The sequence below is a fragment of the Sphingomonas asaccharolytica NBRC 15499 genome (assembly GCF_001598355.1).
In the GTDB taxonomy this organism is placed as follows: domain Bacteria; phylum Pseudomonadota; class Alphaproteobacteria; order Sphingomonadales; family Sphingomonadaceae; genus Sphingomonas; species Sphingomonas asaccharolytica.
Map to the genome: position 1 here is coordinate 37,310 of NZ_BCYU01000015.1, position 25,380 is coordinate 62,689.

General features: G+C 64.6%; 25 protein-coding genes. 10 read left to right on the forward strand and 15 right to left on the reverse strand.

Annotated elements, in window-relative coordinates; genetic code table 11:
• Positions 1–82: 82 nt before the first annotated feature.
• The 3 genes from SAS01S_RS05995 to SAS01S_RS06005 all read right to left on the reverse strand — a co-directional run bounded on the left by SAS01S_RS05995 (position 83) and on the right by SAS01S_RS06005 (position 4,025).
• Positions 83–1,120, reverse strand: a complete 1,038-nt coding sequence (locus SAS01S_RS05995) for a 2-oxoacid:ferredoxin oxidoreductase subunit beta (RefSeq protein WP_066806196.1) — start codon at positions 1,118–1,120, stop codon at positions 83–85.
• Positions 1,117–2,985 carry a 2-oxoacid:acceptor oxidoreductase subunit alpha gene (locus SAS01S_RS06000; protein ID WP_066806199.1) on the reverse strand — a complete coding sequence of 623 codons (1,869 nt, stop codon included), beginning with the start codon at positions 2,983–2,985 and terminating at the stop codon, positions 1,117–1,119. The genes SAS01S_RS05995 and SAS01S_RS06000 overlap by 4 nt, the downstream gene beginning before the upstream one ends.
• Before the next feature lie 128 nt (positions 2,986–3,113).
• Entirely contained in the window at positions 3,114–4,025 is a 912-nt protein-coding gene (locus SAS01S_RS06005) for a histone deacetylase family protein (RefSeq protein ID WP_066806207.1), read from the reverse strand.
• 52 nt (positions 4,026–4,077) lie between these two features.
• On the opposite strand from SAS01S_RS06005, the gene SAS01S_RS06010 reads away from it, so the two are divergent.
• The 6 genes from SAS01S_RS06010 to SAS01S_RS06035 all read left to right on the forward strand — a co-directional run bounded on the left by SAS01S_RS06010 (position 4,078) and on the right by SAS01S_RS06035 (position 10,231).
• Positions 4,078–5,052, forward strand: coding sequence for an alpha/beta hydrolase (locus SAS01S_RS06010; RefSeq protein WP_066806208.1), 975 nt, complete (start codon positions 4,078–4,080; stop codon positions 5,050–5,052).
• A gap of 181 nt (positions 5,053–5,233) precedes the next feature.
• Entirely contained in the window at positions 5,234–5,716 is a 483-nt protein-coding gene (locus tag SAS01S_RS06015) for an RNA pyrophosphohydrolase (RefSeq protein ID WP_066806209.1), read from the forward strand.
• 79 nt (positions 5,717–5,795) lie between these two features.
• Positions 5,796–6,692, forward strand: a complete 897-nt coding sequence (locus tag SAS01S_RS06020; RefSeq protein ID WP_066806210.1) for a DUF481 domain-containing protein — start codon at positions 5,796–5,798, stop codon at positions 6,690–6,692.
• Between the two features lie 61 nt (positions 6,693–6,753).
• Positions 6,754–7,956 carry a hydrolase gene (locus tag SAS01S_RS06025; protein WP_066806211.1) on the forward strand — a complete coding sequence of 401 codons (1,203 nt, stop codon included), beginning with the start codon at positions 6,754–6,756 and terminating at the stop codon, positions 7,954–7,956.
• Positions 7,953–8,969: an arginine N-succinyltransferase gene (locus SAS01S_RS06030; protein WP_066806213.1), complete on the forward strand. Its 1,017-nt coding sequence runs from the start codon at positions 7,953–7,955 to the stop codon at positions 8,967–8,969. The genes SAS01S_RS06025 and SAS01S_RS06030 overlap by 4 nt, the downstream gene beginning before the upstream one ends.
• Positions 8,969–10,231, forward strand: coding sequence for an N-succinylarginine dihydrolase (locus SAS01S_RS06035; RefSeq protein WP_066806215.1), 1,263 nt, complete (start codon positions 8,969–8,971; stop codon positions 10,229–10,231). The genes SAS01S_RS06030 and SAS01S_RS06035 overlap by 1 nt, the downstream gene beginning before the upstream one ends.
• A 15-nt stretch (positions 10,232–10,246) precedes the next feature.
• On the opposite strand, the gene SAS01S_RS06040 is transcribed toward SAS01S_RS06035, so the two are convergent.
• Complete coding sequence (locus tag SAS01S_RS06040) at positions 10,247–12,475, reverse strand: S9 family peptidase (protein WP_066806217.1); 2,229 nt, start codon at positions 12,473–12,475, stop codon at positions 10,247–10,249.
• Between the two features lie 195 nt (positions 12,476–12,670).
• On the opposite strand from SAS01S_RS06040, the gene SAS01S_RS06045 reads away from it, so the two are divergent.
• Positions 12,671–13,051: a VOC family protein gene (locus SAS01S_RS06045; RefSeq protein WP_066806219.1), complete on the forward strand. Its 381-nt coding sequence runs from the start codon at positions 12,671–12,673 to the stop codon at positions 13,049–13,051.
• An 18-nt stretch (positions 13,052–13,069) separates the two neighbouring features.
• Here SAS01S_RS06045 and SAS01S_RS06050 read toward each other — a convergent pair whose 3' ends face one another.
• Positions 13,070–13,618: a DNA-3-methyladenine glycosylase I gene (locus tag SAS01S_RS06050; protein WP_066806221.1), complete on the reverse strand. Its 549-nt coding sequence runs from the start codon at positions 13,616–13,618 to the stop codon at positions 13,070–13,072.
• Positions 13,619–13,754: 136 nt separating this feature from the next.
• On the opposite strand from SAS01S_RS06050, the gene SAS01S_RS06055 reads away from it, so the two are divergent.
• Positions 13,755–14,957, forward strand: a complete 1,203-nt coding sequence (locus SAS01S_RS06055; RefSeq protein WP_066806223.1) for a serine hydrolase domain-containing protein — start codon at positions 13,755–13,757, stop codon at positions 14,955–14,957.
• 30 nt (positions 14,958–14,987) lie between these two features.
• Here SAS01S_RS06055 and SAS01S_RS06060 read toward each other — a convergent pair whose 3' ends face one another.
• From SAS01S_RS06060 to SAS01S_RS06075, 4 genes are all read right to left on the reverse strand, one after another.
• Entirely contained in the window at positions 14,988–16,535 is a 1,548-nt protein-coding gene (locus tag SAS01S_RS06060) for an N-acyl-D-amino-acid deacylase family protein (RefSeq protein WP_066806224.1), read from the reverse strand.
• A 193-nt stretch (positions 16,536–16,728) separates the two neighbouring features.
• Complete coding sequence (rplS, locus tag SAS01S_RS06065; RefSeq protein WP_066806226.1) at positions 16,729–17,109, reverse strand: 50S ribosomal protein L19; 381 nt, start codon at positions 17,107–17,109, stop codon at positions 16,729–16,731.
• A 1-nt stretch (position 17,110) separates the two neighbouring features.
• A complete protein-coding gene (trmD, locus tag SAS01S_RS06070; protein ID WP_066806227.1) occupies positions 17,111–17,842 on the reverse strand; it encodes a tRNA (guanosine(37)-N1)-methyltransferase TrmD in 732 nt (243 codons plus the stop codon).
• On the reverse strand, positions 17,839–18,567 hold the full coding sequence (locus tag SAS01S_RS06075; protein WP_066806228.1) for a metallophosphoesterase family protein: 729 nt from the start codon (positions 18,565–18,567) through the stop codon (positions 17,839–17,841). The genes trmD and SAS01S_RS06075 overlap by 4 nt, the downstream gene beginning before the upstream one ends.
• A gap of 199 nt (positions 18,568–18,766) precedes the next feature.
• On the opposite strand from SAS01S_RS06075, the gene SAS01S_RS06080 reads away from it, so the two are divergent.
• Positions 18,767–20,062 (forward strand): Hsp70 family protein, encoded by a 1,296-nt coding sequence (locus SAS01S_RS06080; RefSeq protein ID WP_066806229.1) that lies wholly within the window; start codon positions 18,767–18,769, stop codon positions 20,060–20,062.
• Positions 20,063–20,098: 36 nt separating this feature from the next.
• On the opposite strand, the gene SAS01S_RS06085 is transcribed toward SAS01S_RS06080, so the two are convergent.
• From SAS01S_RS06085 to SAS01S_RS06095, 3 genes are read right to left on the reverse strand one after another with little or no spacing between them, the layout of a single operon-like run.
• Entirely contained in the window at positions 20,099–20,470 is a 372-nt protein-coding gene (locus tag SAS01S_RS06085; protein WP_066806230.1) for a VOC family protein, read from the reverse strand.
• 32 nt (positions 20,471–20,502) lie between these two features.
• On the reverse strand, positions 20,503–21,276 hold the full coding sequence (locus SAS01S_RS06090) for an SDR family NAD(P)-dependent oxidoreductase (RefSeq protein WP_066806231.1): 774 nt from the start codon (positions 21,274–21,276) through the stop codon (positions 20,503–20,505).
• Positions 21,277–21,288: 12 nt separating this feature from the next.
• On the reverse strand, positions 21,289–21,669 hold the full coding sequence (locus SAS01S_RS06095) for a hypothetical protein (protein WP_066806232.1): 381 nt from the start codon (positions 21,667–21,669) through the stop codon (positions 21,289–21,291).
• A gap of 57 nt (positions 21,670–21,726) precedes the next feature.
• On the opposite strand from SAS01S_RS06095, the gene SAS01S_RS06100 reads away from it, so the two are divergent.
• On the forward strand, positions 21,727–22,356 hold the full coding sequence (locus SAS01S_RS06100) for a TetR/AcrR family transcriptional regulator (RefSeq protein WP_066806234.1): 630 nt from the start codon (positions 21,727–21,729) through the stop codon (positions 22,354–22,356).
• A gap of 17 nt (positions 22,357–22,373) precedes the next feature.
• Here the strand turns inward: SAS01S_RS06100 and rimM are convergent, their stop codons facing one another.
• The 3 genes from rimM to ffh all read right to left on the reverse strand — a co-directional run bounded on the left by rimM (position 22,374) and on the right by ffh (position 25,323).
• The gene (gene rimM / locus SAS01S_RS06105) at positions 22,374–22,907 is read right to left on the reverse strand and encodes a ribosome maturation factor RimM (RefSeq protein ID WP_066806267.1); all 534 of its coding nucleotides are present in this window, start codon (positions 22,905–22,907) and stop codon (positions 22,374–22,376) included.
• A 138-nt stretch (positions 22,908–23,045) separates the two neighbouring features.
• On the reverse strand, positions 23,046–23,717 hold the full coding sequence (gene rpsP / locus SAS01S_RS06110; protein ID WP_066806236.1) for a 30S ribosomal protein S16: 672 nt from the start codon (positions 23,715–23,717) through the stop codon (positions 23,046–23,048).
• Between the two features lie 100 nt (positions 23,718–23,817).
• Positions 23,818–25,323, reverse strand: coding sequence for a signal recognition particle protein (gene ffh / locus SAS01S_RS06115; RefSeq protein WP_066806238.1), 1,506 nt, complete (start codon positions 25,321–25,323; stop codon positions 23,818–23,820).
• Between the last annotated feature and the right edge of the window lie 57 nt (positions 25,324–25,380).

Below are 25,380 nucleotides of genomic sequence, written 5' to 3' on the forward strand. Positions count from 1 at the left end.
AGCCCTGCGCCGGAATGGCAAACTAGAAGTGCGCGGCCCGCAAACCTCTTCGCGCCTCCGCGCCTCCGCGTGAATCAACAAATCACTCCGGTCGCGGTTCTTTCTCGACCTGCCAGGTCTGTCCCTGGCTAAGCAGCTTTTGCAAATCGGGCTTCTTGCCCTCGCTGGCGTGCTTGTTCTGCGCGATGACCGCGCTGTCGAAGGTCGGGGCGGGATCGTCGTAGAGGACACCGAGCGCCATCGGGAACGGCCCGAACGGCATTTCGACCAGCATATGCGCCAAGCCGCGATTGGTCTGGTCGTGCACCGCGACGTGCGCGCCTTGCCAGTCGCCATCGACGACATCGACCACCTTGAGCACCAACCGGTCGATATCCATCGTCAGGCCCTTGGTCCCGCCGGCGAACAGCAATGGCTGGCCGTGCTCGACCCACAATTGGTTGCCCGAGGCATTGGCCTTTTCGGTGAACGAGGCGAACACGTCGTCATTATAGACGATGCAATTCTGGAAGATCTCGACGAACGCCGCGCCCTGGTGCGCATAGGCCGCCTTGAACACCGACGGCAGGTTCTTGTGCACGTCGATCCCGCGCGCGACGAACCGCGCGCCCGATCCCAGGGCGAAGGCGCAGGGTTGCGCCGGGCGATCGACCGAGCCGAACGGAGTCGAGGGGCTGCGCGTCCCGACACGGCTGGTCGGCGAATATTGACCCTTGGTCAGGCCGTAAATCTCGTTGTTGAACAGCAGCACCTGGCAATTCAGGTTACGCCTGAGCAGGTGCATTGTATGGTTGCCGCCGATCGACAACGCGTCGCCGTCGCCGGTGATGATCCACACGTCGAGCTCGGGATTGGCGAGCTTAACCCCGGTCGCCACCGCCGGCGCACGCCCGTGGATGGTGTGGAAGCCATAGGTTTCCATGTAATAGGGAAAGCGCGACGAGCAGCCGATGCCGCTGACGAACACGGTGTTTTCGGGCCGCGCGCCGATTTCCGGCATGGTCCGTTGCACTGCCTTCAGGATCGCATAGTCGCCGCAACCCGGACACCAGCGCACTTCCTGGTCGGTTTCCCAATCCTTGGGGGTGCTCTTCACCACCGCAGGCGTCATGTCGTTCATGCGAGAATTCCTTCGATCGCCGCCTCGATCTCCGCGATGCGGAAAGGCTGGCCCGACACTTTGTTGAGGGGCTTGGCATCGACCAGATATTGGTCGCGCAGCACCGTCTTGAGCTGGCCGGTGTTCATCTCTGGTACGAGGATCTTCTCGTAACCCTTGAGCAACGCGCCAAGATTGCCGGGCATCGGCCAGATATGACGCAGATGGATATGGCTGACGTCGAGCCCCTTGCGGCGCGCGCGCCTCACCGCCTGGTGGATCGGGCCGAAGGTCGAACCCCAGCCGACCACGACCAGCTTGCCGCCCGGATCGCCGAGCTCGATCGCCTGGTCGGGGATATTGATCCCGTCGACCTTGGCCTTGCGGATATCGGTCATCGCCTGATGGTTGGCGGGACCGTAATCGATATTACCGGTGCCCTGCTGTTTCTCGATCCCGCCGATGCGGTGAAGCAGTCCCGGCGTGCCCGGCTTGACCCAGGGGCGCGCGAGCTTCTCGTCGCGGGCATAGGCCTGGAATCCGCCCTCCGGCACCGTGTCGAGATAGTGGACCGGGAACGGCGCATAATCGCTGACCTCGGGCACTTTCCACGGCTCGGCGGCATTGGCGATATAGCCGTCGGTCAGCACCATGACCGGCGTCATATATTGCGTGGCGATGCGCACCGCCTCGATCGCGACCTCGAACGCGTCCGACGGGCTGCGTGCCGCGATCACCGGCATCGGCGCGTCGCCGTTGCGGCCATAAACCGCCTGATAAAGATCCGATTGCTCGGTCTTGGTCGGCAGTCCGGTCGATGGCCCGCCGCGCTGCGAATTGATGATCACCAGCGGCAGCTCGGTCATGATCGCGAGTCCCATCGCCTCGCCCTTGAGCGCGATACCCGGCCCTGACGACGACGTGACGCCAAGCTGACCGGCATAGGAGGCGCCGATCGCGCTTGCGATCGCGGCGATCTCATCCTCCGCTTGGAAGGTGGTGATGCCGAACTCCTTGAGCCGGCTGAGGTGATGCAGGATCGCCGAGGCAGGTGTGATCGGGTAGCCGCCGAAGAACATCGGGATATTCGCCAATTGCGCACCCGCGACGAGCCCCATCGAGATCGCTTCGGCACCCGTCACGGTGCGGTACAGGCCTGGTTCGGCGGGGGCGGCAGGGACATGATGCTGCTTGAGCGGGCCCGAAATCTCGGCGGTCTCGCCATAAGCATGCCCGGCGTTGAGCGCGGCGATATTTGCCTCTGCCAATGCCGGCGCCTTGGCGAATTTGGCCTTCAGCCAGTCGACCAACGGCTGGCGATCACGGTCGAACATCCAGAGCGCGAGCCCCAGGGTCCACATGTTCTTGCAGCGCAACGCTTCCTTGTTGCCGAGCCCGAACGGCTTCACCGCCGCGACCGTCAGCGCCGAAATGTCGAACGCCAGCACTTGCCATTTGGCGAGGCTGCCATCGTCGATCGGGTTGGACTCGTACTTCGCCTTGGCAAGATTGCGCTCGGTGAACTCGCCAGTGTCGGCGATGATCAACCCGCCGGCCTTGAGCTCGTTGACGTTGGTTTTGAGCGCCGCCGGGTTCATCGCCACCAGCACGTCGAGCGCGTCGCCCGCGGTCTCGATCGAGGTCGAGCCGAAATTGATCTGGAACGCCGACACACCGAACAGCGTGCCTAGCGGCGCGCGGATCTCGGCCGGGAAATCGGGGAAAGTGGACAGATCGTTGCCGGCCAGCGCGGTGGACAGCGTGAACTGCCCCCCGGTCAGCTGCATGCCATCGCCGGAATCCCCGGCGAAACGGACAACAATCGATTCTGCTTGTGGGTGGGCCGACGCCTCGGTGGGCGTCACTTCGTGGACGGCGGTCGCCATGTCAGCACTAAATCCTGCGGTCGTGTTCGGAGGTCTCTCTAGGCGCGGGGACCCCTTATGACCAACGTAGATCGGTTACGCTTCCGTGAAAACCGTTCTTTACTGCACAGCTGAAACGAAATGCGCGGTTAGCGGCGCCTGGAAGCCGCGCCAGCAAAGGTCTCGCCCAAGGTGAGGATCGCGGCGACATGACGTCGCGCGATGGCCAGCACATCGTCACCATAGCCGCCACCGACCGTGCTCGCGAGCGGCAGACCGCGTTCGATCGCCAGTCGCGCGACCAGCCGTTCGCGGCGCGCCAGCCCCTCGTCGCTCAGGTCGAGCCGGCCGAGCCGGTCGCCGCCGAACGGATCGACACCGGCCTGATAGAGGATCAGATCTGGCCGCTCGGCATCGAGCATCGGCGCTAGCGTCTCTTCCAGCGCCGCCAGATAGGCATCGTCCCCCATGCCGTCAGCGAGTGCCACGTCGAGCGTCGAGCGCGCCTTGCGAGCCGGGAAATTCTTCTCGGCGTGGATCGAATAGGTCGCGATGTCCGGATGACCGGCGGTCAACGCGGCGGTGCCATCACCCTGATGCACGTCGCAATCGACGATCAGCAGGCGAAACCCCTCCTCCGCCAGCCGGATCGCCGCAATGGCGAGATCGTTGAACACGCAATAGCCCGCGCCGGTATCCGCCAGCGCATGATGGCTGCCGCCCGCGCTATTGGCGGCGAACCCGCGTTCGAGTGCGAGCCGCGCGGCGAGATAGGTGCCGCCCGGCACGATCTGCGCGCGACGCGCGACGGTCGTGTTGACCGGAAAGCCGATCCGCCGCTCCTTGGCGCGTGGTACGCGCGCTTCGATCACCTCGGCGACGTAATCGGGGTCGTGCGCCGCCTCGATCCAGCGGCGCGGCATCGCATCCGGCTCGAACCAGGCGATTGCGTCGCCGACCTCACGGAGCAAGTCCCGGATCGCGCCGTTCTTGTTCCACTGATAACCCGATTTGGGCTGACCCGGCGCTACATAGTCGGGGTGATGGACGACGGCGATCATCGGTTTTAGTTAAGGACTGAAATCGCCCAAGACCAGTGAGAGGAAAATCTGAATGACCGAGCCCTTCGTCCGCCCAGACGTTCGCGGATTCCTCGATTTTCTCAACAATATGCCCGGGCCGAAAATGCACGAGCTCGACGCGCCGACCGCGCGCCAGATGTTCCTGGCGATGAAGGATCTCGGCGATCCGCCCGTGGGCGAGCTTGGTACACTGCTCGATCTCTCCATTCCCGGCCCGGCCGGCGATATTCCGGCACGCCTCTATGACCCGCGCGCCAGCCGCGAGCCCGGCCCGGCGGTGGTCTTCTTCCATGGCGGCGGGTTCGTGATCGGCGATCTCGAGAGCCATGGCAGCTTCACTGCCGAGATGGCGCGCGTGCTCGACTTGCCGGTGATAGCGGTCGACTATCGCCTCGCGCCCGAATTCGCTTGGCCCGCCGCGCCGGACGATTGCGAAGCGGCGGCGCGCTGGGTCGCAGACAGCCCCGCCGAGCTCGGCCGTTCGGTCACCTCGCTGATCTTGTCTGGCGACAGCGCCGGCGGCAATCTCACCATCGTCGCTGCCGCGGCGCTGCGCGACCAGCCCGCCAAAGTGCCGGTGATCGCCCAATTGCCCTTCTATCCGGCGACCGACGCCAGCAAGGAATATCCGTCCTACGCCCAATTCTCGGACGGCTATCTGCTTACGCGGGACAGTATGGAATGGTTCATGGCGGCGTATAAGAGCGAGGCCGACCATATCCGCAGCTCGCCGTTGCTCGGTGATCTGGCTGGCATGCCGCCCGCGGTGGTGGTGACGGCCAGCCTCGACCCGATCCGCGACCAGGGCCGCGCTTATGCCGCCGCGCTGGCGCTGGCCGGCGTGCCCGTGGTGTTCCGCGAGGCCAAGGGCAATATCCACGGCTTCATCACCCTGCGGAAAGCGATTCCGTCAAGCGTTGGCGACGTGATGGGCGCATTCGCGGCGTTAAAGGATATAATCACGGAAGCCGAAGGCGATCGCGTCATGGCGCAGGCGGCGGAATGAATGATCGAAGCCGTGCGGTGAGCAATTCCTCCCCGGCACGGGGAGGAGGACCGCGCGCCGCTAGCCGCGTGGTGGAGGGGGCCCTCGATGCCCTAGCCTCCCTGCTTGTTGCTCGTGAGTCGTGGGGCCCCTCCACCATCGCTGACGCGATGGTCCCCCTCCCCGTTCCGGGGAGGAATTGATGACCGCAAAGACCAACCTCCCCTACCGCCCCTGCGCAGGTGTCATGCTGCTGAACCGCGATGGCCTGGCGTTCGCGGGCCAGCGCATCGATACCACGATGGAAGCCTGGCAGATGCCGCAAGGCGGGATCGATCCCGGCGAGACCGCCGGCCAGGCGGCGATACGCGAACTCGGCGAGGAGATCGGCGTCGGACACGACAAGGTCGAACTGATCGCCCAGGCGCTTGGCGACTTCCATTACGATCTGCCCGACGATCTGATCGGGAAGGTGTGGAAAGGCAAATGGCGCGGGCAACGCCAAACCTGGTTCCTCTATCGCTTCCTCGGCGAGGATCTCGATATCAACCTCGCCACCGACCATCCCGAATTCAGCACCTGGCGCTGGGTCGACCCGCACGAGCTTCCCGCGCTGATCGTGCCATTCAAACGCAAGCTGTACGAGGACGTGATTGCCGCATTCTCGCCCTATCTGAAGCGCTAGAGACCGTCTCGCAACAATCCGTCAACGGATCGTCGCGTAACGGTTTTAATGGCAGGATTGCTGTATTATGGCCCGCGCCATGCGCCTCCCCCTGCTTCTCGCCACAGCAGCGCCGATTCTGCTCGCCAACACCGATCCGGGATCGATTCCCCCGCAGATCAAGACGATGGTCGATGCGGCGATCGCATCGGGGAACGAGAGCGAAATCGCGACGATCGTCAAATATGCCGGCAATGCCGCTCCCGACAGCAAGGACGCGATCGCCAAGCTGGTCAATGACTGGAAAAGAAAGCGCACCGAGGAAAAGACCGCCAAGCTCCAGGATGCCAGCTTCTTCGATCTATGGTCGGGGCGTGCCGAGCTTGGCGGGTACATCTCCACCGGCAACAGCAATAGCCAGGGCATCTCGGCTTCGCTTGCGCTGACCCGCGATGGGCTCGATTGGCGTCAGAAATTCAAGGCCCAGCTCGATTATCAACGCAGCCTGGGCGTCACGTCGCGCGAGCATTATCTGGCTGCGTGGGAGCCCAATTGGAAAGTCGACGATCGATCGTACGTCTACGGATCGGCGCAGTTCGAAAGCGACCGCTTCCTCGGCTATACCACGCGCTATTCGGTATCGACCGGTGCGGGCTACAGCGCGCTCAAGGGCAGCAGGCTGAAGCTCGACCTCGAACTCGGGCCGGCCTATCGTGCAACCAGCTTCACCGACGGTGAGACCGAACGCAGCCTCGCCGCCCGCGGCAGTGTTGATTTCGCGTTGAAGCTCTCCAAAGGCCTTCAGTTGACACAGAACGCCTCGGCCTATGTCGAGCGCTACAATTCGACCGTCACCGGCACGACCGCGCTCAACGCCAAGGTGCTGGGCCCGCTATCTGCGCAGTTTTCCTATAACGTCCAGTATGAAAGCATGCCGCCGGAAGGCCGCGTGACGACCGACCAGATCAGCCGGGCCGGATTGGTCTACGCTTTCTAATCCATTTCCTGCGACCGGGTCCCGGCTTCACCAATCGATCGCGACCGCCTAGAGCGGTGCCATGACGGAGATGACAGAGGCCGCGATCCTCGAGCGCGTGCGCGACGAGCCGATGCTCGACAACACGCGCGCTTGGGCCGCGATCAATAGCGGGACGCGTAATCTCGCAGGCCTGAAGACGATGGCGGCGACACTGGCCGACGCATATTCGGCGCTGCCCGGGGAGGTGGCGTTAATCGAACCCGCTCCCGCCACCAACGTCGCTTCGGACGGCAAGGTCAGCACGCTCGACCATGGCCGGCATCTCGTCGTCCGCGTACGGCCCGATGCGGCTGTGCGCATGCTATTCACCGGCCATATGGATACGGTCTATCCGGTCGATCATCCGTTCCAGGACCAGACGTTCCTCGATCCCAACACGCTCAACGGTCCCGGTGTAGCCGACATGAAGGGCGGGTTGGCATTGCTGCTCGCGGCATTGAAGGCGGTCGAGGCCTCGCCGCTGGCGAGCCGCATCGGCTATGACGTGATGATCAATTCGGACGAGGAAACCGGTTCGTTCTCGTCCTCCGCGCTGATCGCCGAGCTGGCGCGCGGCAAGGTCGCCGCATTGACCTACGAGCCCGCACTTGCCGACGGCACGCTGGCCGGCGCGCGCGGCGGCACCGGCAATTTCTCGCTCGTCGTTCATGGCAAGAGCGCGCATGCCGGGCGCAATCCCGACGATGGCCGCAACGCGATCGTCGCGGCGAGCGACCTCGCCGTGCGCTTGTTCGCCGCGAAGGAAGAAGGGCTGGCGGTCAACCCGGCTCGGATCGAGGGTGGTGGACCCAACAATGTCGTCCCCGATCTCGCCATCCTGCGGATCAATTTCCGGCCGTCCTCGCCCGAGGCGATCGCCCGCGCGCAGGCCGCGATCGACGACGCAGTCGCCGACATCGCCGCCACGCGCGACGTGTGGATCGAGGCACATGGCAGCTTCAATCGCCCGCCCAAACCGATCGACGCCGGCGCCGCCAGATTGTTCGATCTGGTCAAACAGGTCGGTGCCGGGCTCGGCCTCGCGATCGGCTGGAAAGCGACCGGCGGCGTGTGCGACGGCAACAACATCGCCGCCGCCGGGGTGCCCGTGATCGACACGATGGGCGCACGCGGTGGCGCGATCCACTCGGCGGACGAGTTCCTGCTGGTCGACAGCCTGCCAGAACGTGCGGCCTTGTCCGCGCTCACCATCATGCGCATCGCCGAAAAGGGGGGATTGTGAATTTCCGTATCCGTGCCGCGAACGACGAGGATCTCGACCATCTCTATGAGATGGCGAAACTGACCGGCGGCGGGTTCACCAACCTGCCTGCCGACCGCCGCGCGCTGCGCCGTCGTCTCGCCCAGAGCAGCGCTGCCTTTAGTCGCGCCGATGAGACGCTGGGCGACGACATTTTCGTGTTGATGCTAGAAAATGTCGAGACCGGCGAGGTCCGCGGCACGTGCCAGATGTTCAGCCAGGTCGGGCAGCATCACCCCTTTTACAGCTATCGTATCGGCACGCTGTCGCAGAAGAGCGAGGAGCTCGACCGCACCTTCCGCGCCGAAATGCTGACGCTCTCTACCGACCTGGAAGGCGCCAGCGAAGTCGGCGGGCTGTTCCTCCACCCCGGCGAACGCGCCGGCGGGCTCGGCATGCTGCTCGCGCGCAGCCGCTATCTGTTCATCGCGATGCACCGCCCGCGCTTCGCCGACCGCATCCTGGCCGAATTGCGCGGGATCATCGACGAGGCGGGCGGATCGCCCTTCTGGGACGGTCTTGCGGGGCGCTTCTTCGGGATGAATTTCCAGGACGCCGACCGCTTCAACGCGACCCACGGCCACCAGTTCATCGCTGATCTGTTCCCCAAGCATCCGATCTATGTCGCGATGCTGACCGAGAGCGCACGAAGCGTCATCGGCCTGCCTCATCCATCGGGCCGAGCGGCGATGCGAATGCTGGAAAATGAAGGCTTTGCGTTCGAGAATTACATCGACATCTTCGATGGCGGTCCGACCATGACCGCACGCACCGACAAGGTGCGGAGCATCGCCGAAGCGGTGACGAGCAAAGTAGTCGCGGTCGACGACGATGGCGGCGAACGCGCGCTCGCGGCGGCCGGGCAGTTGTCGAGCTTTCGCTGCGCCTTCGCCCAATTGCGCACCGCCGCCGGCGGAATCGTGATCGACCGCGCCGGCGCTGCAGCGCTTGGCGTCGGCGAAGGCGACGACGTCACGCATATCGGCCGTTTCTGATGCCGCTGGTCGAGATCAATTTCGATGGCGTGGTCGGCCCGAGCCACAATTATGCCGGCTTGAGCCTGGGCAATCTGGCCGCGACCGGCAATGCCGGCCTGACCTCGCGACCGCGCGAAGCGGCGCTCGAAGGCGTCGAGAAGATGCGCGCCAATCTCCGGCTCGGTTTGACCCAGGGTCTTCTGCCGCCGCACGACCGGCCGGACGATCGCTGGCTCGCCGCGCTGGCGACCGATTATGCGACGGCGCCAACGCATCTGAAGGCGCAGGCATTGTCGGCCTCGCCGATGTGGGCAGCCAATGCGGCGACGGTTTCGCCATCCCCCGACGCCGCCGACGGCGCCTGCCATCTGACCGTTGCCAATCTGGTGACCATGGCGCATCGCAGCCACGAATGGCCCGAGACGCTGGCGCAGCTTCGCCTGGCCTTCGCCGATACGGTGTTCGCGGTGCATCCGCCCGTCCCCGCCCCGTTCGGTGATGAGGGCGCGGCCAATCATATGCGGCTGTGCGAACGCCACGGCGAGCCCGGGGTCGAGATCTTCGTCTATGGCGAGAGCGGCGGCCCCTTCCCCGCCCGCCAGCGCCGCGAAGCATCCGAAGCGGTCGCGCGCGCCCATCGCCTCGATCCGGCGCGGACGATCTTCGCCCAGCAATCGGTCGAGGCGATCGCTGCCGGCGCCTTTCATAACGACGTCGTCGCCGTCGCCAACGAACGCGTGCTGTTCGCGCACGAACTCGCCTTCGAGGACAAGGCCGGGCTGTACGCGGAGATCGCGGCAAAGGCGCCCTGGGCCGAGATCGTCGAAGTGCCGGCGCATCGGGTAAGCCTTTCCGACGCCATCCAATCCTATCTGTTCAACGCGCAATTGGTGACGCTGCCCGATGCCACGATGGCGCTGATCCTGCCTGGCGAAGCGCGCCGCAATGGGGCGGTCTGGTCCTGGCTCGGCGAGATGATCGCCGGCAACGGGCCCATCCGTCGGCTCGAAGTGGTCGACGTCCGTCAGTCGATGCGCAATGGCGGTGGTCCGGCGTGCCTCAGGCTGCGCGTGGTGTGCGACCCCGCGACCGTCGATCCCCGCTTCCTGGTCGATGAAGCAAAGCTCGATCGGATCGCCGCGATGATCGAAGCCCATTGGCCCGAGGAGATCGCCATCGCCGAAATCGGCGACCCGGCCTTGCTTGATCGCATTCGTACTGCGCGCCGTGCCTTGCTCGACGCTCTCGGCCTGGTCGAGCTGATCGACCGCCGAGGCTGAGCGCGGGCCGGCCGCCTATCGAGCCGGCCGGTTCTTCACTACTCGATCGAAATAATTGAAGATCGTCGTCCAGACATGAATGTCGCGCGCCGCGGCGTGCGTCTTGCCGGGATAGAACATCATCTCGAACGGGCGATTGGTGGCCTGCATCTTCGCCGCGAACGCAGTCGAGTTTTCGAACACGACATTGTCGTCGGCCATGCCGTGAACCAGCAGCAGCGGATCGTCGATCTTCGCCGCGTCGGTGATCGCGTCCGACTTCTCATAGGCTTTCGCGTCGACCTTGGGATTGCCCATGTAGCGCTCGGTATAATGGGTGTCGTAGAGTTCCCACTTCGTCACCGGTGCGCCGGCGACGCCGCCGGCATAGATGCCCGGATTGGCCTCGAGCATCTTCAACGTCATGTAGCCGCCATACGACCAGCCATAGATGCCGATCCGATCGGGATCGACATAGGCCTGCTGCTTGAGCCACTTCGCACCGGCCAGTTGGTCCTGGACCTCGATCGATCCCATCGCGCGATAGATCTTGTCCTCGAAAGCCTTCCCGCGATTGGGCGAGCCGCGATTATCGAGCTGGAAGAAGATATAGCCCTTGCTCACGATCAATTGCTCGAGCGGGCTTTCCCAGCCGCGCGTCACGGTCTGGCTGTGCGGGCCGCCATAGTGCTGAAAGAACACCGGATAGCGTTTGCCCGGCTCCATTTGCGGGGTGATCATCTCGTAGTAGAGGTCGGTGCCGTCGGCCGCCTTGATCGTGCCGAACGTCCGCTGCCGGTGCTGGCCGAGATACGGGTAATAAGGATGCCCCGGCTTGACCGCATTCTCGTTGATCCAGCCAAGCTTCTTGCCGCTCGTATCGGCGAGATAGGTCTGCGGCGGCTGGTTAGGGCTGGAGCGTGTGACGATCAGGCGCGTCGCGGCATCGTCCATTACCGCCTTGTTGGTCCAGCCACGCTCGGTCAGCCGGCTCACGGCATTCGGATGGGCGATGTCGACCGTGTAGAGCTGCTGCTCCAGCACGTCATCCTTGTTCGCCATGAAATAGAGGCGCCCGCGCGCCTCATCGACGCCGACCAGATCGGTGACTTGCCACAGCCCCTTGGTCAGCTGCGTCCACTTGCCCTTGGCGAAGCGATAGAGATGGCCAAAGCCGTCACGCTCGGACCACCAGATCAGGCTACCGTCCTTCATTGGGTGGTAATTGTCGCTGAGGTTGACCCAGGAGTCCTGCCTGGACTTCTCGCTGAACCAGGTTTTGGCCTTGCCCGTCGCCGGATCAACCGCGAGCATGTCGAGTTCAGTCTGCGCGCGATTCTCGCGCTGGACGAGCAAGGTCTTGCCGTCGGGCGTCCAGTCCACGCGGGTGAGGTAGATGTCGGGATCGCTGCCCAGGTCGACCTTGACCTTGCCGCCCGTCGCAGGATCGACGACGTAGAGTTCGACCTTGACGTTGGGCGTGCCGGCGGACGGATAGCGCTGGTCGAACACCTTGGTACCCTCGGCGCCGATCGCGGCGCGGGTGACGATCCCGACCGGCGCCTCGTCGAACCGCTCGACCGCGACCAGCCGGTCGTTGGGCGCCCACCAATAGCCAGTGCGGCGGTCCATTTCCTCCTGCGCGACGAACTCGGCCTCGCCCCAATGGACGGTACCGCCGCCGTCCGTGGTCAACGCCTTGGCGGCACCGCCGCCGAGCGGCTGGACGAACAGATTCTGGTCGCGAACGAAACTGACGAAACCGCCCGCCGGGCTGATCGCCGGGTTGAGCTCACCACCCGGGGTGTTGGTCAGGCGGTCGACCTTGCCGTCGAGATGCGCGAGGTAGAGATCGCCATCGAGCGGGACGAGGATCGACCTGCCGTCGGGCGCCCAGTCATACCTGACGATGCCCTTGTCCCCGGCGATACGCGCGCGCTCACGCTGCATCTTCTCGGCCTCGGACAGTTCGGCGCCGGTGCCCACCTTCTTCGAATCGACCAGCATCCGTTCCTCGCCGGTCGCGGTGTCGCGCGCCCACAGGTCGAACCGGCTCTTCTCGTCGGCGCGCGGCTTGAGCAGGGTCAGCAATTTGCCGTCGGGCGACAGCTTCATCGCGCGCGGCTGCGATCCGGATAGATCCGGGCTGCCGAATACACGATCGAGCGTCAGCGTCCGCTGCGCATCGTCAGCAGCCACGGCATGCGTCCCGATCGCGAGCGCCGCCGCCAGCCCGATCATTCCACCGGTCAACCATGTCCGCATGTCCTTCGCGACTCCCGCATCGCCCGGCTGATCGCGGGCGTTGCTGCGGCTTATCGCGGGGCCGGAACGTTCCGTAAAGGGCTACGCGCCCGTCTCGCAATGGGCAGGCCGCCGATCGATTTTGCCTCTTGACCTCAACTATAGTTGAGGAACTATCTGTCTGCGCACGGACCGATTTCATCGAAAGGATCATCCATGCCCGGCGCTTTCATCGAACACGTCAACCTCACCGTTCGCGATCCGGAGCGCAGCGCCAAGCTGATGCACGACCTATTCGGCTGGCACGTCCGCTGGCGGGGACCGGCGATCAATGGCGGGCGCTCGATCCATGTCGGTGACGATCGCTTCTATCTGGCGCTCTACACGCACGATGGCGCCGATACCCCCGACGACGCCTTTCAGAAAGGCCGTCCGCTCAATCATGTCGGCATCGTTGTCGACGATCTGGATGACGCCGAACGCCGCGTTGAAGCGGCTGGGATCGAGCCGTTCAACCACGGCGATTACGAACCCGGCCGCCGGTTCTATTTTTTCGACTTCGACGGCACCGAGTTCGAGCTGGTCAGTTACGCCTAGCGGTGCGGAATACGGAGATCACGCGGCCCGCCTGAAGCAGCCGATCACGTGATCGTCGACCAGCCCGCACGCTTCCATCCAGGCATAGACGATCACCGGCCCAACGAACTTGAATCCGCGTTTGCGGAGTTGCTTCGAAACTTCCTCGGATAAGTCCGTCTTGGCCGGCAGGTGTACGCCGTCGCCCTTGAGCGGCGCGCCATCGACGAAGCCCCAGCAGAAATCGGCGAAGTCCTCGCCGGCGTCGCGCATCGCCAGATAGGCGCGCGCATTGCCGATCGTCGCTTCGATCTTCGCGCGCGAGCGGATGATCCGCGCATCGCCGAGCAGCCGTTCGACATCGGATGCGTCAAACCGGGCGACTTTCTCCGGGTCGAACCCAGCGAACACTTCGCGAAACGCATCGCGCTTTTTCAGGATCGTCGACCAGGAAAGGCCGGCCTGGAATCCGTCGAGCTGCAGCTTTTCCCACAAGGCTCGCCCGTCGCGCTCAGGGACACCCCATTCGGTATCGTGATAGGCTTCCATCTGCGGGTCGGCGCCCGCCCAGGGACAACGGTTGGTCATTCACGCGAGATAGCGCGCGATTACGCGCTTAGCGATCCCGCAAGCTATACCGATCGCAACCCATTTGCATTGCGCGACCGACGAGCGGCCAGCAGGATCGACATTCGTTCTCGCAAAAAGAGCAAGGAAGATCGCCATGTCCCGTTGGATCGCCGCCTGCCTCCTGCTCACCATCTCCCAAGTCGCCAGCCCCGCGACCGCTAGCGAACGCGCGTTCGACAAAGCGTTGACCGACTTTCGCGCGCTCCACCGCGCCGAGATCAGGCGCGCGGGCATCGTCGGCAGCAGCTTCTACCTCGTGCGCGACGGCCGCGTTGTCGTCGCCGACCATCTCGGCGATCAGGATGCCGACAACAGGGTGCCGGTCGACGCGCAGACCATCTATCATTGGGCGTCGATCACCAAGACGATGACCGGCATCGCGATCATGCAGCTGCGCGATCGCGGCCTCCTCAAGCTCGACGATCCGATCGTCCGCTACGTGCCCGAGCTCGCAGGGGTGCACAATCCGTTCGGCGATACCGGCGAGATCACCATCCGCGAGCTGATGAGCCACAGCGCCGGTTTTGCCGGCGCGACTTGGCGCTGGCGCGACCGCGACTGGCAACCGTTCGAGCCGCCGAGCTGGGAACAGCTCAAGGCGATGATCCCGTACACCGAAGTGAAGTACAAACCCGGCAGCCGTTTCAGCTATTCCAACCCCGGCATCGTCTATCTCGGCCAGGTGATCGAGCGGCTCTCGGGCGAGGATTTCGAAGTCTATATCGACAAGAATATCCTTCGGCCGCTCGGCATGTATTCGAGTTATTTCGACCGGACGCCGCCCTATTTGCTGCCGCACCGGACGCACAGTTATTACATCCGCGACGGCAAGCGCATCGAGGCACCGTTCGATGTCGATACTGGCGTGACGGTGTCGAATGGCGGTCTCAATTCGCCGCTGCCGGATATGGCTAAATACGTCGCCTTCCTGCTCGGCGATCCGGCGCGGCAGGCCGAGTATGACGTGGTGCTCAAGCGGTCATCGCTCGAGGAGATGTGGAAGCCGCAAATTTCCGCCGGCGAGGATTATACGCAAGGCCGGATGGCCAAGACGACGTGGAGCGGACTGTCCTTCTTCCTCGACCAGACCGACGGCATCCGCATCGTCGGCCATAATGGCGACCAGAACGGCTTCCGCGCCTATCTGAGCCTATGTCCGGACCAGCACATGGGCAGCCTGCTCACGTTCAATACGGAGACGCGTGAGGTGGAGAACGATCCCGGCAATCGCGACATGCCGGAGTCGCGGATCGCGCTTGCGACCGATAGTTTATGCAAAGCGGTGGCGGGGAAGTAATTCCTCCCCGGTACGGGGAGTATTTTTTGATTACCGTGCCCTGAGCAGCTTCCCCGAAAACCCAACCCTTTTCCCGCCTCCAAAGGCAGGCTGACCATTCACCATCACCAGGTCGAACCCCTCGGCCATCGCGAAGGGATCGACATAGGTCGAGCGCGCCCTGACCTTCTTCGGATCGAACAGGACGAGGTCGGCCTTGGCCCCGGCGCGGATCACGCCGCGATCGGACAGGCGCAGCGTCTGTGCGGGGAAGCCGGTCGCCTTGCGGACCATTTCCTCGATCGTCAGCTTCCTGTCGCGCACGACATATTCCTCGACCAGTTTGGCATAGGTACCGGTCGCGCGCGGATGCCGCATGCCCGGACCGCCGTCGGTCGAGAACGAGACGCTGGGATCGACCAACAAGGTGTCCTGCAACACCTTGTCCATCGTGAAATGCGCGCCCGAGCCGCCGTCCGGCCCTAGCTTGATGAGCAGGTCGGCATAATCCATCCCCTCCTGCTGCGCCGCCTGGGCCAGGGTCTTGCCGGCATAAGGCGCGGTCCCGATCAGCAACGCCTCCGGTCCGCCGCGCCGCGTCATCCGGGCGATCAGATAGTCGCGCAGTTCCTGCCGCCGCTCCGCCAAGACCGCGGCGTAATCGGTCGGCGGCAGCGCCCATTTCGGAAAGAGGATCGCGATTCCGGTATAGCCGGCCTCATATGGATATTCGTCGGCGGTGAGATCGATTCCGCGACGGCGGAAGTCGGCGACGAAGGCGAGCAATTCGCGGCCGCGCTTCTCGCCTTTGCCGAACACCGACTTGAAGTGCGAGATATGCGGTCGCGCCGGCAGCGACGAGGTCACCAGTTCGTTGATCGACGCCTCGATCTCGTCGTCATTCTCCGAGCGCATATGGCTCATGCAGACGCCGCCATAGCGCGCGACGACCTTGCCGATGTTGCTCAGCTCGGGCGTCTCCGAATAAATGCCGGGGACGTATTCGAGGCCATAGGAAATACCGAACGCGCCCATCCGCAGTTCGGAATCGAGCTGCGCCGCCATCCGCTCAAGTCCGGCCGCATTGGGGCGGTGCACCGAATCCGCCACGCCGGCCGCACGTCGCAACGTGCCGTGGCCGGCCAGCAGCGCGACGTTGATGTCGATCCGCGCGCGGTCGACCGCCTGCATCCAGCTTCTGGGGTCGAGGTCATTGCCGACCCTGGGGCCTTCGCCGTCCTGGCCGAGCGTGACGGTGGTGACGCCCATCGCCAGAAACGTTTCATAGGAATCGTGCAACGGATCGCCATGGCTGTGCATGTCGATGAAGCCGGGGGCGAGCACCCTGCCCTCTCCGGCGACCATCCGCGCGGTCGACCCGGACGTCTTGCCGCTCGCCGGCATGATCCGCGCGATCCGGTCGCCCGCGACGAGCACGTTGGCGAGCCGCCCTGGCGTGCCAGTCCCGTCGACCAGCATGACCTCGCGAAACAACGTCGAGGGCTCGCCCAGCGCGCCGGCACGAACCGCCCAGCTCGCCAATCCTCCGGCCGCTACCGCTCCCCCGATCAGCTGCCGCCGCGTCAGGCGCTGGGCCATGGGCTCTCCCTCTCTCATTCTCGATCCCGAGAGGGCAGACTAATCGCGGTCTCCTCGTTCCCGCCATAGATTGAAAGGGGACAGCCATAGACGGCCGGCATGGGCGCCAGATCGGACGCCGCGGCACACCAGCACGAAAAAGGACGCGGAGGTCCCCCTCCGCGCCCCTTCTATTCTCGCGAGACGACGCTGTTTAGGCGGCGTTATCGCCACGCGTGTCGCGACGCTCGGCGATACGCGCCGACTTGCCGGTGCGACCACGCAGATAATAGAGCTTGGCACGACGCACAGCGCCCTTGCGGACGACTTCGATGCTGTCGATGTTCGGCGAATAGAGCGGGAAGACGCGCTCGACGCCCTCACCGAACGAAATCTTGCGCACGGTGAAGTTGCTGCCCATGCCCTTGTTCGACCGCGCGATGCACACGCCCTCGTAATTCTGCACGCGGGTGCGTTCGCCTTCGACCACCTTCACGCCAACGCGCAGCGTGTCGCCCGGGCGGAATTCGGGAATCTTCTTGGCCTCTACGAACTTCGCAATGTTCTCGGCCTCGAGTTGCTGGATGATGTTCATCTCAGTCGTCCTTCTTTCGTCGCCGCGCGCCAGAGGGAGGCTGGACCCGAGCACCCTCATGGCGCTCCCAAAGATCCGGTCTCCGTAACCGTGTATCTGTCTCGGCCATCGACTTTCGCCAGGCCGCGATCTTCGCATGATCCCCCGATCGCAGCACTTCGGGGATCGTGCGCCCTTCCCATTCGACAGGTCGGGTATAATGCGGATATTCGAGAAGGCCGCTTTCGAAGCTCTCTTCATCTCCGCTGGAAGGCGCGCCCATTACGCCGGGAAGCAGCCGAATGCAAGCGTCCAGCAACACCAGCGCGCCCATCTCTCCGCCCGACAGAACATAGTCGCCGATCGACACCTGTTCGATCGGCCGCGCGTCGAACAATCGTTCGTCGAATCCCTCGAACCGGCCGCACAAAATGATCGCGCCGGAACCGGTCGCGAGATCGCGAACACGCTCTTGAGTGAGGGGTCGTCCGCGCGGCGTCATCGCCAGGATAGGACGGCCATCCGCGACACTATCGAGCGCGTTCGCCACCACATCGACGCGGAGCACCATGCCCGCGCCGCCACCGGCCGGTGTTTCGTCCACCGTGCGATGCTTGTCGATCGCGAAGTCGCGGATATTGACCGCGTCGAGGCTCCATTTGCCCTCGCCCAGGGCGCGCCCCGCCAGCGACGTGCCGAGCGGGCCGGGGAACATGTCGGGATAGAGGGTGAGGACGGTCGCGGCGAAGGTCATGCCATCCGCCCGGACTTGAGGGCGATCGCCCAATCGTCGCGGCCGTTCATTTCCGCCCGCCGGATGGCGGCCTTCTGATCATAGTCGATCGCGCGGAACGTAACTGCCGTGCCATCGACAATGGCGTAACGCGCGCTGGGATCGCTGACTTCCACGCGATAAGCGACGGGGTGGTCGTCATCATAGGCCTGCAATCCGACCGAGCCGGGATTGGCGATGGTGCGGCCGTCTTCCAAGGTCACCAAGCGCGGCAGATGCGTATGCCCGCACAGGATCAGCGCCTCGCTGCGATCCCCCGCCCGCTCGCGAATCTCGACATCGGTCGCCTCGCGGGCAGCGCCGCCATCGACGGTATGGAGGAAATGCTCGAGATCGTCGGTCGGCGTGCCGTGACACAGCAGCACGTTCGGCGACAAGTGCAGCGTCGGCGGCAGGCTCGCCAGCCACTGGAGGTGATGGTCGCCCAAGGCATCGCTGGCAAAAGCGTCGCTCGCGCCCATCCGCGCGCGGTCGATGGTCAGCAATTGGCGCTCATGGTTGCCCGCGATCGTTGGCCAATCGAGATCGATCAACAGATCGGCAGTTTCCGCTGGCCAGAGCGGACCCGACAACGAATCGCCGAGATTGACGAATCCGGTGCAGCCTTGCGTCTCGGCATCGGCGATCACTGCTTCCAACGCGGGCAGATTGCCATGGATGTCGGTTAGGATCGCGATCCGAGTCATGCCCGGCACTGCACGAGTGAGGCGGATGGCCTGGAAAGGGAGAGATCGGCGTTCGTCATCATTCGACCATTGCCTGCACCGCAGGAGACGGCAAGTGGCGCCTCGTTCTACAGAGCGAAAACGGTCACGAAACGCGAATGACCGACCGCAATCTTCGGTTTTTGCCGCTGGCCGACATTCCGGCTAGAGGCGCGCCGCCATGAGTGACGCTGCCTCTTCCGCGCTGGGATTCGATTTCGGTACCACCAATACTGTGGTCGCCACGGCGAGCGGTGATACCGCCGACCTCGTCATGCTCGGCGGACCGGAAGGCAAAGATGCCGTCTTCCGCTCGGCTTTGTGCTTTTGGGAGGAAGGCGATGCTCGGGTCGCGCTCGGCGCCGATGCCGGTCCCTGGGCGATCCGCGACTATCTCGATTTCCCGCAAGGCAGCCGCTTCATCCAGTCTTTCAAGTCGGTCGCCGCCAGCTCGAGCTTCGAACATGCCACCATCTTCGAACGCCGCATGCGGTTCGAGGATCTCGGCCAATTGTTCCTGCGCAAGCTGATCGCCCGGTCGGACGGGCGATTGGGCCACACTGCATCGCGTATCGTCGTCGGGCGTCCGGTCGAATTCGCCGGCGGCCGCCCCGACGAGGCCCTCGCCAGGCAGCGTTACGACCTGATGTTCGCCGCCCTCGGCACCGATATCCATTATGTCTACGAGCCGCTCGGCGCCGCCTTCAGTTACGCCTCGCGCATCACGGACGCGGCAACGATCCTGGTCGCCGATTTCGGCGGCGGGACCAGCGATTTCTCGGTGGTGCGGATAGAAGCGCCGGGCGCGCCGCGCCGCTGCACGCCGCTAGGCCATGCCGGCGTCGGCATTGCCGGCGACCGGTTCGACGCGCGGATCATCGACAATCTGGTGATGCCGTTGCTCGGCAAGGGCGGGTCGTATCGATCGTTCGACAAAATACTCGATATTCCCGGTGGTTATTTCAGCGACTTCGCGGATTGGTCGAAACTGGCACTGATGCGCAATCGGCGCACCTTGGCGGATCTCGAAAAGCTCCGCCGCGCCGCGCTCGATCCCGCCGCGATCGGCCGAATGATTGCGGTGATCGACCAGGAACTCGGCTATCAATTGTACGACGCTGTCGGCCAGCTCAAGCGTGCGCTGTCGGCGTCCGATCACGCCCATTTCCATTTCGCCGGCGCGGGTCTCGCGATCGAAGCGGATGTCACGCGCGATGCGTTCGAAGCCTGGATCGCACCCGATATCGCGCGGATCGAGGCCGCGGCCGATCGCGCGCTCGCCGCTGCCGGCATTGCCGCGGGCGCCATCGATCGCGTCTTTCTGACTGGCGGCACCTCGCTGACCCCGCGCATCCGGCGCATGTTCGCGGAGCGTTTTGGCGAGGAGCGGATCGCGTCGGGCGGCGAGCTGACCTCGATTGCACATGGGTTGGCGTTGATCGGGCAGCAGGAGGATCTGGCCGCCTGGGCGGCGTAACCGGCGGAATACTGCGCTTCTGCATCGAGTAATCCCTCAGCCCAAAGGGTCGACCGTGAAGAACTCATAACTGTTGCCGTCACCGTCCCAGACATAGACGCCGCGGCCGCCATTGAGACGATTGATCGTTCGATCTCGCGTGAACGGCCCCGATCCAAACGGCAGGTCGCCTGTTACCACGCGCTCCAGGATCGCCCCGAAACGGGGATCGTCGACGAGAAAAGCGAAATGGCCGAACGCGAAGACGTCCGCGTCGTAGAAATCCAGCGTCAGCCGGTCGTTGACTCGTACCGCAGCGAATGGGCCCAAGGCGTGGGGACGCGCGGCGTCGATCAGGTTGGCGAAGAATTGCGCCGCTGCTGTTCTGTCGGTGCAGCGGACGATGGCGTGGTTGAGCTCAAGTGCCATGTCGAAACCTTTTGCGGAAGGATGTCAGACGGTCAGTGCATCAATCGGCCGCCGGCAATGTCGAGCGTCGCGCCGGTCAGCCAACCGGCGCTTTCCGAGGCCAGGAACAAGGTCGCCGCGGCCACATCGGCCGGCGTCCCCAGCCGGCGCAACGGATGGGTGTCGGCGATCGCTTGCCGAACGGGCGGCGGCATGCGCTCGGCGGTGCGATCGGTGAGCACCGCGGAGGGCGAGATGCAATTCACGCGCACACTGTCGGGGCCCAGGTCCTGCGCGAGTTGCTGCGTGAGCAGAATGATCCCCGCCTTGGCGACGCCATAGCCGAGCGGCGCCGAGGACGGCGCCCTGCCCGCGGTCGACGCCATCGTGACGGCGGTACCATGGCCGCTTTCCTTGAGGTCCGGTACGAACGTCCTAAGCGTCAGGAAAGTGGCAGTGACGTTGTTGTCGAGGCTGGACCGCCAGTCGCGTTCGGTCACCTGTTCGATCGGTGCCGGCCGGCTCGTGCCGCCGCCGGCAAAGGCGATCAGGATGTCGAGTCCGCCGAGCCGTTCGATGAGGGCGGTGCGCGCGGCTTCGAGTTGATCGGCGCTGGAACAGTCCAGGGCGATTGCCGCATGGCCCGACGAGATGGCGTCGAGCGACGCGGCCACGTGGTCCAGCCGTGTCTGGTCGCGCCCCGCGATCGTCACACGCACACCATTATACGCGAACCAGCGCGCCGTCTCGGCGCCGATCCCGCCGGAGCCGCCAGTGATCAATGCGGTCTTGCCGGCCAGATCGGGAAAGATGGGGATGTCGGGCATTGCCTCCTCCCTTCAGACGTAACGCGACACAGCCATGCAGATGACCGTGACGACCAATAGCGCGGCAGAGGCGCGATAAGCGGCCGCCAGGCGTTGCGTCGTGTCGCCCGATCGCAGCGCCGGGCGAGCGACGAGGATCTGGACCAGGAATGCGAGGATCGCCGCGACGGCACCGGTCGCCAATATCTTTTCGGCCAGTTCGAAACTGCCCTCGTGGAGCAGATGCCACAAGAGCGTGCCGGATAGTCCCGACACTGTCGCAGCGCCGATCCGCGGGCCGAACAAGGGCGCGGCACCCGCTCCGCCGCTCCTGGCAAGTACGAAGGTCGACCCCGCCCAGAAGACTGACGCTAGGACATGGACAGCGATGGTGATGATCAGCAAGACTTGCATACGAGAAACTCCCGATCGACAGACGTGAGTCTGATTAGATATACAGATTGTATAGTCATGATTCCCGACAAACCGTCAAGGCCCTATTCGACCGAGAAGCGCGACGCGAAGGCGGCGGAGACGCGGGCGCGCCTCGTCGAGGCTGCCCTGGCGATTCTGCGCGAGCCCGACGGGCAGGCATTGGCGCTCGATGCCGTCGCCAAAAGGGCGGGCGTAACCCGGTTGACCGTCTACAATCAGTTCGGCTCGCGCAACGGGTTGCTGGAAGCTGCGTTCGACGCAGTGGCGGAACGGGGAAACCTGGCCAATTTGGCCCAGGCGATGGCGACGACGGAACCGCGTGCAGCGCTGGCGCAGGTCGTGCGGACGTTCTGCGATTTCTGGAGTTCGCATGGCGGGCTTGGCGGCATCTTCGCGGCGGCCGCGCTGGACGCCGAACTGGCGAACGCGCTAGCCGCGCGCAACGAACGCCGCCGCGGCCTTTTGGGAATATTGGTCGATCGACAGGGCACCGCCGACGGGCAGGCAAAGGCCGACATCGTCGACCTGCTGTTCACCCTGACCAGCTTCGCCACGTTCAACACGCTGCAACGGGCGGAACGCGATCGTGACGCTGTATGCGCGCTTTTGCTGCCGTTATGCGATCAGATCTTTTCCGGAGATCGACAAGGCCAGAACGGCCGCTGATATCGGACGCGGCGGTGCTAATCGGCGAAGGCCGCCGCCACCACCAGCTTCTCATTGTCCCATTCGGGCACCGCTTCGGGGCGCATCGGCACCATGAAGCGCTTGCCGGGCTTGCCGTCCTCGCCCGGTCGTTCGATTTCGATCACATCGCCCGCGCCGAAATTCTCGATCAGCACGACGTGCCCGAGCGGCTCACCGGAATCCGACACGACAGGCAGGCCAAGCAAGTCGGCGTGATAATATTCGCCCTCGCCCAGCGGCGGCAGTGCCGATCGCGGCACGGTCAGTTCGGCGCCGCGCAGTTTTTCGGCGGCGGTGCGGTCGGGGATTTCGGCAAAACGCGCGATCGCGCCCTGCGGCGTGATGCGCAGTGCCTTCAACGTCAACGCGCCGGCGTTGAAGCTTTTGTGCGGTTTCAGGTCCTCGGCGAAGACCTTCAGGCGGACTTCCCCCGTCACGCCATGCGCCCCGGTGACGACGGCGAGCGTGACGGGCAAGTCTCCCCTCCCGTTTACGGGAGGGGTCGAGGGAGGGTCTATTTTGAGCGGCATCGCGTACGACATGCCTTCCCAGTGATCATCGCGCAATCTGATCGAAATGCGCCCCGCGCATTTCTCAATAATGCTGGGGGGCATGATTGACCCGATCGCGCGATGTCACTCCCCTCCTGCAAGCGGGTGAGATAGGCATCAGCCCTCGGCGGGAGCCTGGGCGCTCTTGGCCTCGTCGGCGCCGGTGTCGCCAGCGTCGCTGTCCGGCGTCGCTTCGTTGGCGGGCGCTTCCTCGGCAGCGGCTTCGACCGCGGGAGCTTCCTCAGCCGCGGGTGCTTCCTCAGCGACCGGAGCCTCCTCGGCGGCGGGAGCTTCCTCAGCGGCAGGCGCTTCGACCGGAGGCGTTTCCTCGGCGACCGCCTCGGCAACGGCTTCGGCCTCGGGCGTCGGCTCTTCGGTCGCGGCTTCGACCTCGGCGGCAATCACGGCCTCGGCTTCGTTCTGCTTGGCGGTTTCCGCGGCCTCGGCGGCTTCGGCAGCCTTCGACGCACGCTCTTCGACACGCTCCTTGGCCTTCTCGCCCGGCTCACCCTTCTTCGGGTTGTTGCGGGCAGCGCGCTCCTTGACGCCGGCGACGTCGAGGAAGCGAGCAACGCGGTCGGTCGGCTGCGCGCCAACGCCCAGCCAATGCTTGGCGCGGTCGGCGTCGAGCACGACGCGCTTCTCGTCGTCCTTGGCGAGCAGCGGGTTGTAATTGCCGATCTTCTCGATGAACTTGCCGTCACGCGGGCTGCGCGCGTCGGCAACGACGATACGGTAGTACGGACGCTTCTTCGAACCGCCGCGCGAAAGACGAATGCTCAGTGCCATTTTAGTTCAACTTCCTTCTTCAATTGTCATCCCAGCGAAAGCTGAGATCTTTCCGTTGTATTCCTGCCGCCTGAGACCCCAGCTTGCGCTGGGGTGACGGCTATTTCTTTTTCACGTTCATAAAATTCTGGAACCCCGGGGGCAGCTTGGCCCCTGTGCCGGGCAGGCCAGGAAGCCCGCCCATCTGGTTCATCGCGTCGCCCAGCTCGGGCCTGCCCATCGCGTTGCCGAGCCCGCCGAGGCCGCCGCCGGGGCCGCCCTTGCCGAGCATCGCCATCATGCCCTTCAATCCGCCCATCTTCTTAATGCGCTTCATGGCGGTGGCCATTTCCTGGTGCATCTTGATCAGCTTGTTGACGTCCTGGACGGTCGTTCCCGATCCGTTGGCGACGCGGATCTTGCGCTTCGCGTTGAGCAGCTCGGGCTTGGTCCGCTCCTTGGGCGTCATCGAGGTGATGATCGCGTCCATCCTCAGCAGGATACGGTCGTCCATCCCCGATTGCGACATCGCCGCCTGCGCCTTCTTCATGCCGGGGATCATCCCCGCCAGCGCGCCGATGCCGCCCATCTTCTTCATCTGCTGCAGCTGGCTGCGCAGGTCGTTCATGTCGAACTGACCCTTGGACAGCCGCTGCGCCATGCGCTCGGCATCTTCCTGCTGGATCGATTCGGCGGCGCGCTCGACCAGGCTGACGACGTCGCCCATGCCCAGAATGCGGCCGGCGACGCGGCTCGGGTGGAAACCTTCGATCGCATCGAGCTTTTCGCCAGTGCCGGCGAACTTGATCGGCTTGCCGGTGACCGCGCGCATCGACAGAGCGGCGCCGCCCCGGGCGTCGCCGTCCATCCGGGTGAGCACGACGCCGGTCAGCGACACCTGGTCGGAGAAGGCGCGCGCGACGTTGACTGCATCCTGACCGGTCAGGCTGTCCACGACGAGCAGGATTTCCTGCGGCTTCGCGATGTCGGCGACCGCCTTCATCTCGTCCATCAGGCCCTGATCGACGTGCAGACGGCCCGCCGTATCGAGCATCAGCACATCGAAGCCCTGGAGCTTCGCCGCCTGGATCGCGCGCCGAGCGATATCGACCGGCTGCTGGCCCTGGACGATCGGCAGAGTCGCAACCTCGGTCTGTTCGCCGAGGATCGCCAGCTGCTCCTGCGCGGCCGGGCGATTGACGTCGAGCGACGCCATCAAGACCTTCTTGCGATCGCGCCCGCCCTGCCCGCCAGTCAGCCGCTTGGCGATCTTGGCGGTCGTCGTGGTCTTGCCCGAGCCCTGGAGCCCGACCATCATCACGACGGCAGGCGGCGTGACGCCGAGATTGAGCTCGCTCTCGTCGGCGCCGAGCATCTCGACCAGGCCGTCATGGACGATCTTGACGACCTGCTGGCCGGGCGTGATCGAGCGCAGCACTTGCTGGCCAACCGCCTGCTCGGTGATCTTGTCGACGAAATCGCGCGCGACCGGCAGAGCGACGTCCGCCTCGAGCAGCGCAACGCGCACTTCGCGCATCGCCGCGCGCACATCCGCCTCGGTCAGCGCGCCACGGCCACGCAACCGGTCGAATACGCCGCCAAGACGATCGCTCAGGCTGTCGAACATAAACAAATCACTCCCATCCGAACCCCAAAACGCACAAAGCGCCGGCGGACGAAACCT